This window comes from Cupriavidus sp. H39, from assembly GCF_050271075.1.
GTDB lineage: Bacteria > Pseudomonadota > Gammaproteobacteria > Burkholderiales > Burkholderiaceae > Cupriavidus > Cupriavidus necator_B.
This window is the reverse complement of record NZ_CP189847.1, coordinates 633,567-644,978: the sequence shown is the minus strand read 5'-3', so window position 1 is coordinate 644,978 and position 11,412 is coordinate 633,567. Positions and strand designations below refer to the sequence as shown.

At 57.2% G+C, this 11,412-nt stretch carries 6 protein-coding genes and 6 pseudogenes; 4 read left to right on the top strand and 8 right to left on the bottom strand.

The features are described from left to right. Window positions 1-75 precede the first annotated feature (75 nt). The 3 genes and pseudogenes from ACOCMH_RS15475 to ACOCMH_RS15465 form a co-directional block, all read right to left on the bottom strand. Window positions 76-222, bottom strand: a complete 147-nt coding sequence (locus ACOCMH_RS15475) for a GSU2403 family nucleotidyltransferase fold protein (protein ID WP_427309208.1) — start codon at window positions 220-222, stop codon at window positions 76-78. A gap of 224 nt (window positions 223-446) precedes the next feature. Continuing rightward, the gene (locus ACOCMH_RS15470) at window positions 447-659 is read right to left on the bottom strand and encodes a GSU2403 family nucleotidyltransferase fold protein (protein WP_427309239.1); all 213 of its coding nucleotides are present in this window, start codon (window positions 657-659) and stop codon (window positions 447-449) included. A 150-nt stretch (window positions 660-809) separates the two neighbouring features. After that, window positions 810-1,241 (bottom strand): annotated as a pseudogene (locus ACOCMH_RS15465) (tyrosine-type recombinase/integrase); the annotation flags it as partial. A 118-nt stretch (window positions 1,242-1,359) separates the two neighbouring features. Here ACOCMH_RS15465 and ACOCMH_RS15460 point away from each other — a divergent pair. After that, a pseudogene (locus ACOCMH_RS15460) lies at window positions 1,360-1,717 on the top strand (VOC family protein). Between the two features lie 418 nt (window positions 1,718-2,135). Here the strand turns inward: ACOCMH_RS15460 and ACOCMH_RS15455 are convergent. The 5 genes and pseudogenes from ACOCMH_RS15455 to ACOCMH_RS15435 all read right to left on the bottom strand — a co-directional run. Continuing rightward, window positions 2,136-2,255: pseudogene (locus tag ACOCMH_RS15455) on the bottom strand (IS5/IS1182 family transposase); the annotation flags it as partial. Between the two features lie 172 nt (window positions 2,256-2,427). Then, window positions 2,428-3,305 (bottom strand): annotated as a pseudogene (locus tag ACOCMH_RS15450) (HpcH/HpaI aldolase/citrate lyase family protein). 74 nt (window positions 3,306-3,379) lie between these two features. Then, window positions 3,380-3,961, bottom strand: coding sequence for an RraA family protein (locus tag ACOCMH_RS15445; protein WP_427309207.1), 582 nt, complete (start codon window positions 3,959-3,961; stop codon window positions 3,380-3,382). Window positions 3,962-3,991: 30 nt separating this feature from the next. Beyond that, window positions 3,992-5,348, bottom strand: a pseudogene (locus tag ACOCMH_RS15440) (MFS transporter). A 140-nt stretch (window positions 5,349-5,488) separates the two neighbouring features. Beyond that, window positions 5,489-6,391, bottom strand: coding sequence for a FadR/GntR family transcriptional regulator (locus tag ACOCMH_RS15435; RefSeq protein ID WP_427309205.1), 903 nt, complete (start codon window positions 6,389-6,391; stop codon window positions 5,489-5,491). A 288-nt stretch (window positions 6,392-6,679) separates the two neighbouring features. Between ACOCMH_RS15435 and gabT the strand changes: the two genes are divergently transcribed. The 3 genes and pseudogenes from gabT to ACOCMH_RS15420 all read left to right on the top strand — a co-directional run bounded on the left by gabT (window position 6,680) and on the right by ACOCMH_RS15420 (window position 11,239). Next, window positions 6,680-7,942, top strand: a complete 1,263-nt coding sequence (gene gabT / locus ACOCMH_RS15430) for a 4-aminobutyrate--2-oxoglutarate transaminase (protein WP_427309204.1) — start codon at window positions 6,680-6,682, stop codon at window positions 7,940-7,942. Window positions 7,943-7,961: 19 nt separating this feature from the next. Further along, window positions 7,962-9,427, top strand: a pseudogene (locus tag ACOCMH_RS15425) (NAD-dependent succinate-semialdehyde dehydrogenase). Between the two features lie 84 nt (window positions 9,428-9,511). Continuing rightward, window positions 9,512-11,239, top strand: a complete 1,728-nt coding sequence (locus ACOCMH_RS15420) for a thiamine pyrophosphate-binding protein (RefSeq protein WP_427309203.1) — start codon at window positions 9,512-9,514, stop codon at window positions 11,237-11,239. Window positions 11,240-11,412: the final 173 nt, after the last annotated feature.

The window sequence follows — 11,412 nt, the reverse complement described above, 5'->3', positions numbered from 1 at the left end:
GAGGGGACGGAAATCAATGGTGACCAGCGCGTCGCGCACGCCGGCGGCGCACCAATGCGGTAAAACCGCGGCTCGCTAAACACCGAGCCGGAAGCGGTTGGCTAGCTCTTCCACGATCGATGCCTGCAGTCTGTCGCGAGAAATCTTGAGCGAATCGCGATCTGCGGTCGACGCCATCCAGCGCTTGAAGTCGACAAACGCCGCTGGACTGATCGTCGTCATCCGCGCCATCCTGCCGGTCACGGACACGATCGGGTGCAGAGAATGGAGGCGCCCCCAGCAAGACATTTGCGCGTCGCGCCTGCACTGCCCAGAGGTCGTCTTCGTCGTCTGTCAGTTGGAGCGGGTGGGGGTCAAGATCGGCGGCCTCGCGACGCAGGATGTTCACCTCGAAGCCTTTTGCGTTCACTGCCGTAAAGAGTTGATCATCCCGAATCTCGAACGTGCTAACTACCTTGCGTAGGAGGTCCAGCATCGAGAGATCCAAGTTCTTCATTCAGAGCAGCAAACTGCACGCGTTTGCGCGTATCCCAAAGAGGATCGACGTCGCGAGTGGCGAGAGCGCGCTCCTTCAGGCGAACACCGGCCGCGGCTTCATACGCATAGAGAGCATGCGTCCCAATCACGATGAAATGCTCGGCGATATTGAGCCGTGTCATCACGTGAAGGATAGCCACAAGAATGTCTGGAGCCCGGCCAACTCGGATCGCTCGGTTCAGCCGCCGGTGCCGGTCGAGCTCGTTTGCGAGCGTCTTGAGCCCGGCCTCCGCGGCTTCCTTACGCGCATTGAAACGCGAGTACATGTCCTCCTGCGTGTCTCGGTGCCGCTCATCATCCTCGCTGTGCAGATAGCCGCTGGTGGTGGAGATTGAGTTGTGCCCAAAATTGTCCCGCACGTAGCGTAGGTCGACCTGCTGGTCGATCATGTGCGAGCCGGCGGTGTGGCGCAGCCAGTGGGCCGAGGCACTGGCCAGGACATCGGCCTACGCTTCCCATTCGGGCCCGCGCACGCAGGCGCGCTGCCGCCAGGCGAACACTTCCTTCAAGATCAGGTGCAGCGCGCCGCGTGACAGGCCCGGGTGACGATCCACGCGCCCCTCGCGTTGCCCGCGCCCGATCATCGGCAGCACCAGCGGCAGCGCCTCGCCGGGCTGCGGAGTCGGGAGCAGGTCGTTGGCGCGGCGGTAGCGCGCCCGTTCGGCGATCAGTTCATCGGTGTCCGGCACCAGCCGGGCCTTTGATCAGGCGACTGCGAAAACCAAGGCATTCCGGCCCTTACCCGGGCCGTTACTGGCATTTCGCGGACGATGGCCGCATGCTAGTCTGATCTAGTCCGGTTAAACACGCCCCCCAATGCCGATGATTTCCTCGATCAACGCCGTGACACTCGCCACCCACGACATGTCGCGAGCCGTTGCCTTCTACCAGGCGCTCGGATTCCAGATCCGCTATGGATGCGCCGATGCGGAATTCACCAGCTTCCACGCGGGCATGGGCTATCTCAACCTGATTGCGCAGCCTGTCAGCCGGCAATGGTCGTGGGTGGGGACGCATCATTTTCCATGTCGACGATGTCGACGCCATCCACCAACGGGCGCTCGAACACGGGCTGTGTCCCGAGGCCGTCCCGCGCGATGCCGAGTGGGGCGAGCGGTACTTCCATATCAGCGATCCCGACGGCCACGAGCTGAGTTTTGCGAGACTGCTGGTGGGGTGAGCAAACGTCTTGGCTGGCTCACGCGCCGGCACCGACGTGGTGACTAAGATCTGGCCAATACGCGATTCTCTGCAGCGCGGAGCAGCACCGTCGACGGCTGAAGCTGTTCGATTATGTGGGCGGCAGATACGCCGAGGACCTGCTCGGCTACGAACGCTTCCTGGCCGGACCCGCAACCGGCCGCCCACTGGATCTTGGGGTCTTGGCCGGCACCAGGAAAAAGCGCGCGCGCGGCACCCGGACTGCCGTCCCACTTTGACGGAATCATCGGGGCCGCTGTCGCCGGCCAGCGTGCGCCAGGCGCTGGTGATCCTGAGCGCGCTGTTCGCCTTGTTGACCGAAGACGACTACCTCGCCGGCAATCCGCTGGCGTAAGAACAAAGTAATTCTGTCACTCCGGAATCCGGCTGATGGCGTCTTTCACCTGCGCCTGGTTGGCCATGGCGCGGATAGAGCGCAGCGGGTGGGACTTCGGCACGAAAGCCTCCTGCCGCCTCATGGTGAATAAGCTTTCCGTGAAGGTGTCAGCGCCGCGCATGAATCTGGGGTTGGGTGGAGTCCTCGAATCAACGCTTCAGCCTGTCGTGGCGCCGACATTCCCTGGAGGTACTTCAGCGGCACTGCTAGTGCTGCGGGGGATTGCAGCGGCACAGCGAAAGTCGTCGAAACAGACACGTCGAGGCCGAAAAACAGCGCTACAGAGGGCGCTGTCAGGGCTTATTCTCCCATTCTGAAAGCTGCGCTTGGCGAGAGAGCAAACGCATAGCGGTATAGTAGTCCGGAGGATCGATTGTCATCCCAAAGCAATCTTTCTCGCCGCTTTCAAATCTTCTCAACACATCTATGGCGGCTGCTTGCTCAGCATCGGAAAGAGAGAAGGCCGCGTGGATATAGGTCACCTGTTGAGGGTAAACGGTGCATCGAGCTTTCAATCCAATGCGGCGGGCCCAAGCAAGATCGGCTTTGATCGCGTTGGAGTCGTTGTAGCTAAAGGGGCAATCGATTGGAACGCAATCGGCTGCGGTACAGTCTACCTGGAAGCGGGAGCGCACGTGACGCAGTTCAATGGCATCCGCGCCGCGAACTACATCAAGGCTCGCACTGAGGTCCTCGGCTGCCAATAGGCATGCTGTAACACGCTGACTCGCTCCAAGGATCGACTGAATATTGACCACGCCCCGAGCGGACTCGAGCGTTGGCACAATCTCGGTGGTTCCGTGCGCGAGAGAACGCCTTCTCAAGCTTGGATATTTCTTCATCCAGCTCGATGATCTGGGCCGCTCTTTCGACATGCGGAAGAAAAATTGCGGCCGGCGCGCTAGGCATGACGCCCCGCAAGTCTTCTTTGCCACCGCGGCCAAGCTGGTTGACGCGTACTGCTCCTACGACACCGCTCTGTCTGCACTCAGCCATAAGATCCTGGATCGCCACATATGCCTGTGGCCGCTCGTCTGCTTTCGTGAACTCTTCAAGATCTGCGACTACGACGTCGGCGCGGACTTCTCGCGCTTGTCGGTGCCGTTGCCTGTCAAGGCCCGGAACAAAAAGCCAGCTTCCACCTGAGGTGCGGTGGCCGCAACTTTGGGATCTGATGCCATAGACAATATTATTCTTTTGGTAAAGGTGCGATATCTAACACTGTTCGGACCGGATTTCCTTCTCTTAGCCTGGCCAAGACGGCAGGTTCGGCGGCGTCAGAGGCGAGTGCTGTGTCAACCGTTGTTGCTGCAGCATCGACGGCGAGAACAGGACGCCGTTATCGTCAGCTACAATGATTTGACCTGGGTGAATTTCTACGCCGCCGCACAGAATAGGTACATTTACAGCGCTTCCATCAGCGTCGATTTTTTTGGTCGTAAGCGCTGTGGTTCCCCGAGCAAATACGGGTAGCCGCATTTCTTTGAGTTCGGTGATATCCGTTACGAGGCCGTCAACGATGACCCCTTTTGCGCCGACGCTTTGAAGGGCTGTGCCAGTAACCGCCCCAACACACGCATGTGTCCTGTTGCCACAGCAATCGATAACGAGCACATCGCCTGGACGCAACACAGCTAAAGCCCGGTTAACTGCGTAGGCATTCGGGCTCGCCAATTTCAATGTGACGGCCGTACCGACTACCCGCGCGCCAGGCACGAGCGAGCGGACCTCATAGCTCATGAACCCGTCTTCAAGAAAATGTCCCAATGTGGGTAGGCTGACCCGTTCAAGCTTCGAGAGTAGTGCGAGTTCGCTTTCGCATTTCATTTTCAGCTTCCTGTTCCGAAAGAGGCATCTTCAACGCGAAGACGATACTCCGGTGTTTGCGAGAGCGTTGGCGTCCGAGGCACGAGACAGCGTTTCTGCCAGCATCAACAGTGCAGCGACGGAAAGAGCCGAGGAGCCGATCATGTACCATGCAACAGAAGATCCTTTGCCTGTAGCCGAGAGGAGAGCCGTCGTAATGATGGGTGTCGCGGCGCTGCCCAGTAGGCCGGAAAGCATATAGCTAATTGACAGACCGGAATAGCGCACCTTTGTCCCAAAAAGCTCGGCGAGAAAGGTGGCGATTGGACCATAGTTGGCTGCGAATGCACTCATCATCAGGAGGTAACCAAGCAGCGCAAAGCCAAAGCTCTTGGTATCGAGGAGCCAGAAGAGCGGGAATGCCAGAAGCGCTTCGGCAATAATGCCTCCAACAATTACGGGCTTCCTTCCCACCTTGTCAGACAACAGTCCAAACAAAGGGAGCAGGGCAATACACAGGCCGCAGGAAATCAACGCTATCGCAAGCATATGATTGCGGGAGAAGCCAAGGGTTTGTGTCCCGTATGTTATGTCAGTCCGAACGCGACGATCAGATTGAAAGCGGTGCCAGTGGACATGGTGGCCACTGCGCCGAGGATGACCTGCTTCCAAGATTTCGTCAGCACTTCCGCAAGTGGGATCTTAACTTGCGCTGAGTTCTCCTTTACTTTGCTGAAGGAGGGAGTTTCAGCCGTGTTCAGGCGAATGTACATGCCTACGCCAACGAGAAGAATGCTAGCCAGGAAAGGGATGCGCCAGCCCCAGGAGAGAAGGGCTTCATCGGAAAGCATTGCGTTGCTTGCGAGGAATGCTAAGTTCGCAATCAGGGTGCCGGCGGGGACCCCGATTTGGACCCAGGAACCGTAAAGACCACGGCGATTGGACGGTGCGTGTTCCACTGCCATGAGTACCGCGCCGCCCCACTCACCGCCAAGCGCTAAACCCTGGACAACGCGTAGCGTTAGCAATAGAACGGGGGCCCAAACGCCGATTGAGGAATAGTCAGGGAGAAGCCCGATTGCAAAGGTCGCGACCCCCATCATCACCAGCGAAACTCAGACATCGACTTCCGGCCCAGCTTGTCCCCAAAGTGCCCGAATAGGGCTGCTCCCACCATCCGAGCAAGATAAGCGGACGCGAAGGTGCCGAACGCGAGCAAGGTGCCAACGAGTGGGTCGAAAGCAGGGAAAAACACCTTGTTGAACACGAGCGCCGAAGCGGTCGCGAAAATGAACAAGTCGTACCATTCCACCGTTGTGCCAATGACGCTCGCGATGGCCACCCTCCGCATATTCACTGTGGGCGCACTTGCCGCTGCCGGCGTTGGCGTGTCGTGTGTCGTGTCCATAAAACCTATCCAAAGGGTAAGAGTGACAGAAGTTCAAGCACTGAGAAGGCCATGCTTTCCTCGCGCGAACTGGTCTGACCACCCGATGTGTTTGGGATCCATGGGGTCCAAATGAGACGGGTGGTCCGGCCAATTGAATCCTACCTAAGACTGCCTTCTGCCGTTATAGGTACTAACGCTAGGTCTGGTGGCCTAGTGGCCGGACCATGGTGCTTGCGCCGTGGTAAGGCAGTCAAAACGAGCTGAAGGCTTAGGTCTGCAAATGGACTCGCAACAACCGAGGCTTCATTCGTTAACCTCCCGCGATGCGCGGGCAGTAATTGCCAAGAGATGAGGTACGCGGGTGGTTGCATGGCGTGGCGCGCACGGATCGGGTCGCGTGCGATGATTGCAGCTACTACTCTGGAGTGTTCGTCAATGGCCTGGCGATAGTCTCCGGCATCGATAAAGTGCTTATCGAGCCCCTTGAAGAGCGCGCTGGCTTCGCACAATTGCCAGATGTGCATTACTACCGAAGCTAACGCAGTGTTTCCGCTTGCGGATGCAATTGCTTCGTGCAACGCACGGTCGTGCGCGAAGTCGCTCGCCTCAGGACTTTGGGTTGGGTCCATCTTGCGATGGGCCTCTTCAATAGCCGATAGTTGATCGCCGCTTGCATTAATTGCGGCCAGCGCAGCGCATTCCGGTTCGACTAAAGCACGTGTTTCTAACAGTTCGAAAGGGCTCATCTCTCGACCCTGATGCCAACTCGGTACTTCGGGATCGACGTCGATCAGCCGAGCATCATTTGGTACTGGCGGGCGATCTTTAGTGTCGACGACAAACACTCCGCTTCCTACTCTTACCTCCACAAAACCGCCGATCTCCAAGGCGATGAGAGCTTCACGAACCGTCGATCGGGCGACATTTAGTTGCTCGGCTAGCTCGCGTTCAGCCGGCAAGCGCGCTCCTGGCGGAAAGTACCCTGCGGCGATCTTTCTTGCTATTTGGTCGGCGATGAGGCGGTACAGGCGTTGTGCGGTTACGGCTTGAAGAGAGGACATTGAATTTTCTGGTGTGCCTGAACGGTCCGGCCAATTATAGCTCGAAGCTTCGAGCGCAGTCGTGTAGCCGGACGCCAACCCGCCGAGCCAGCGAGCAGAAAGTGCTCTATACGATCCTTTACCCACCTTCGCGCGGATTTGGCCCCATGAAACTCTTGCCTGTCGGACGAAATCTTGCCAAAATTGGTCAGGCCACCCGCCCAATTTTGGGGCACTAAGGGCACACTCACCCATTTTTTCTAAGTTACACGTAGCAGGCGGTCAGCGCCGCCCTAGTCAGGAGTCTCCATGAAAAACGCAGATTTGGTTCGTCGTAAAGACGCCGCAACTCCCCGCGGAGTTGGCGTAATGTGTAGTTTCTATGCCGAGCGAGCCGAGAATGCGGAGCTTTGGGACGTCGAGGGCAATCGGTACATCGATTTCGCTGCCGGCATCGCCGTGCTTAACACTGGTCACAGGCATCCTCGGCTCGTCGCAGCCGTACGCCAGCAGATGGACCGGTTTTCTCACACGGCGTATCAAATTGTGCCTTACGAGAGCTACATTGAGCTCGCGGAAAAAATCAACGCGCGCGCGGTCGGAGCATTCCATAAGAAAACGGCGTTCTTTACCACAGGGGCCGAGGCCGTGGAGAACGCCATCAAGATTGCACGGGCGGCAACGGGGAGGCCTGGTGTCGTTGCCTTCTCTGGCGGCTTTCATGGCCGAACCCTGATGGGTATGGCTCTGACCGGAAAAGTTGTTCCATATAAAGTGGGGTTCGGCCCATTCCCCGGTGATGTGTTTCATGCGCCGTATCCTAACAGTCTTCACGGAATTTCGGTCCAGGATGCGTTGCTCTCTATTCAACAGCTTTTCAAATCAGACATCGACCCGAAACGGGTCGCCGCTATCATTTTCGAGCCGGTGCAAGGTGAGGGCGGCTTTAATGTCGCACCGAAGGAATTCGTGCAAGGCCTCCGCGCGATCTGCGACGAGCATGGAATTCTCCTCATCGCTGATGAGGTGCAGACCGGATTTGGCAGGACGGGGAAACTATTCGCGATGGAGCATTTTGATGTCGCCCCTGACCTGACTACGATGGCCAAGAGCCTGGCAGGGGGCATGCCTCTCTCTGCCGTATGCGGTCGCGCGGAAGTGATGGACGCACCGGCACCCGGCGGACTCGGTGGCACTTATGCAGGGAATCCGCTAGCTGTTGCATCCGCTTTGGCGGTTATGGACGTGATCGAGGAGGAGAACTTGGTTGAGCGCGGGACGGTGCTTGGTAACCGGCTTCGAGATCGACTCGATGGCTTGCGCTCAAGAGTGCCGCAAATTGCGGAGGTTCGAGGTATGGGGGCAATGATCGCGGTGGAGTTTCAAAAAGCAGACGGTACCCCCGATGCTGAATTCACCAAGCAAGTCCAATCCCGGGCACTAGAGCGCGGCTTGCTGTACCTGTCCTGTGGCGTGTACGGCAACGTTATTCGCTTCCTGTTCCCCCTTACCATATCCGATTCTGTTATGGATGAGGCCCTGGCCATCCTTGCTGAAACCCTGACTGCGTGATCTGCCGGAGTACACGAAAATGCAATTGAAGGATACCTCGCTACTATGCAGTCAAGCCTTCGTGGCCGGCCAATGGATTAGTGCAGACGATGGCACTACGTTTCAGGTAACGAATCCTGCAGACCACTCCGTCATTGCTACTGTTCCGAAGCTCGGAGCGGCTGAGACGAACAGAGCTATAGAATCGGCCCGTGTGGCCCAGATCGCTTGGCGGAGGACAACTGGGAAAGAACGCGCAAAGATCCTGCGTACCTGGCACGATCTGATGCTGGCAAACGCCGACGACCTCGCGCTTCTAATGACCAGTGAGCAAGGAAAGCCGTTGGCCGAAGCAAGGGGCGAAGTGGCATATGCTGCGTCTTTTCTAGAATGGTTTGCGGAAGAAGCTAAGCGTGTCTCCGGAGAAATTCTCGCCACCCCAGCAATGGACAAGCGGCTACTTGTCGTGAAGGAGCCGATAGGAGTTTGCGCGGCCATCACGCCTTGGAACTTCCCGCTAGCTATGATCACGCGGAAGGTGGGTCCAGCTCTCGCAGGTTGTGCGATGGTCCTAAAGCCTGCGGAAGATACCCCCCTGTCCGCACTGGCGCTGGCTTTGCTTGCTAAGCGAGCAGGAGTACCCAATGGCATTTTTAGCGTCGTAACAGGCGATTCATCGAGTTCTATCGAAATCGGTGATGCACTAACTGCAAGCCCTATTGTCAGAAAACTCAGCTTTACGGGCTCGACCGAGGTTGGAAGGATTCTGATGCGGCAGTCTGCACCAAGCATCAAGAAGCTATCGCTGGAACTTGGGGGAAATGCACCTTTTATTGTGTTTGAAGATGCAGACCTGGACGCCGCGGTCGAAGGCGCTATTGCATCGAAATACCGTAATGCCGGCCAAACTTGCGTTTGTGCAAACAGACTTTACGTACATGATAAGGTGTACAACGCGTTCTCGGAGAAGCTAGTTGCCGCTGTGCAGGAGCTTAAAGTTGGGTTCGGTGTCGAAGTTGGTGTGTTGCAGGGCCCCTTGATTAATGAGGATGCGGTTGCTAAGGTGGAACAGCACATCGCAGATGCGGTGGAGAAAGGCGCTACCGTATTGTTGGGCGGTCAGAGGCACCGGTTAGGCGGGACATTCTTTCAGCCGACGGTATTGGCGGGAGTAACGCCAGAAATGCGGGTGGCGCAAAGAGGGACGAGTTCGGCCCATTGGCTCCTTTATTCCGCTTCCATTCTGACGCCGAAGTAATTGAAATGGCCAACGATACGGAATTTGGGCTGGCGTCTTACTTCTTCTCACGCGATATCGGCAGAATTTGGCGTGTGGCAGAAGCACTCGAATACGGCATGGTGGGTATCAACACCGGTCTGATATCTAACGAGGTGGCCCCCTTTGGCGGCGTCAAACAGTCCGGTCTCGGCAGAGAAGGCTCGAGCGCAGGAATTGAAGAATATCTCGAGACCAAATATCTCTGCATGGGCGGGCTGGACAGCTAAGACGCATTTCTCCCATTCACGCGTATATGACGCGCATAGGGCCTCCGGGCGGAAGCGCGTTCGTCGCACAAGGATAAAATCAGCATGCAACCATTTTCCGAACAGCCATCGCAGAGCGTGCGAAACGGTGGCCAAATTCTCATTGACCAACTTGTCACTCAAGGAACGAAGCGAGTCTTCTTGGTGCCCGGCGAGAGCTATCTACCGTGCATTGACGCCCTCTATGATCGTCAGGACAAAATCAAGCCAATCGTGTGCCGTCAGGAAAGCGGTGCCGGGTATATGGCCGAAGCCTATGGAAAGTTGACTGGCGAGCCCGGAGTTTGTTTCGTTACCCGTGGGCCTGGGGCAACCAACGCTAGCATCGCGGTCCATACTGCGTATCAGGACTCCACGCCGATGATTCTATTCGTCGGCCAAGTCAGCGACTTCTATGAACGTGAAGCATTCCAGGAAATCGACTACCGCCGCATGTTTGGACAGATGGCCAAATGGGTTGCTCAGATTGACAGGACGGACCGCATCCCCGAATTCATTGCGCGTGCCTTTTCGGTGGCGACTAGTGGCAGACCTGGGCCAGTCGTTCTGGCGCTTCCCGAAGACACTCTATGGGGCAAAGCAGCCGTTAGGGATGTACCTCGCTATCGCCGAGGGGACGCTGCTCCTACGCAAGCCGCTATAGAGGAACTCGGCGAGCTACTCGCTTCGGCCGAACGTCCATTTCTTCTTCTAGGTGGAAGCGGTTGGACGCCGAATGCCGCCCGTAGTATGGAAGCATTCTCGGAACGCTTTGCACTGCCCGTGGGTGTCGCATGGAGGAGGCTGGAGTGCTTCGACAATACCCATCCAAACTATGCGGGCCATGTGGGCTGGGGTATGCCGGATTCGCTCCGCCGCCGTATCCAGAAAAGCGACTTGTTGATCGCGGTTGGTACTCGAATGGGCGAGGCGACCACGGAAGGGTATTCTATTATCGAAAGCCCTCTGCCAAAGCAAAAGCTGGTCCACGTTTATCCGGACGCCAATGAACTTGGCAAGGTGTTCTATCCAGCGTTGCCGGTCGTTGCTGATGTGCGGTCCTTTGCGACTGCGGTAGACGGCCTCGTACCTCTGCGCCCGCATAAGGGTGGAAATGCGGGTCACGAAGCGCATCGTGCATATCTTGGTGAGCAGGAGCCAAAGGCGGCCCCGGGCTCCCTGAATCTCAACGAAGTGGCGTGTTACGTTCGCGATAACGTGCCTGATGATGCATGCCTCACGGTAGGTGCAGGAAATTACGCGCTTTATCCTCACACCTATCATCGCTTCAAAGGCGTGGGCACCAGTTTAGCTCCAACCGTCGGCTCCATGGGTTATGGACTTCCTGCGGCGATTTCGGCGAAGTTGGAAAACCCGAAACGGACAGTTATTTGCTTCGCAGGTGACGGATGCTTCCAGATGAATCTGCAAGAGCTCGGTGTAGCGATGCAATATAGGGCTGGGATCGTGGTAATCGTCTTCAACAACGGCATTTGGGGGACAATTCGTGCGCACCAAGAGCGTGAGTTTCCTGGACGTACAATCGCCCTTGGTTTTGAAAACCCAGAGTTTGCAGATTTGGCGCGCGCTTATCGCGGCCACGGCGAGGTTGTCGACCGCACAGAAGATTTCGGTCCAGCTTTCAAGCGTGCACTAGAGTTCGCGGACACCAATCAACTTCCCGCACTCATCGAACTGCGTTATGACCCGGACGGCATCGCGCCAGGATTAACACTCTCCCAGATTCGGGCGGAAGCTGTTGCGCGACAAAGCTCTGGCACCACAATCCGATGAGCTAGAAGAGATCCACGTGATTGGCGCGCGCCTCTGCCAATAGGCGCGGTCCGCTGAAATGACAGTATGAGTTGGAGCGAGATTATGCTCCGCCCTGCAATATAGGCAACTCACATACGTCCCCGCGCAACTTCTACGGCGCCCGGTCTAGTGAGATTCGCTTGCTCAAGCGC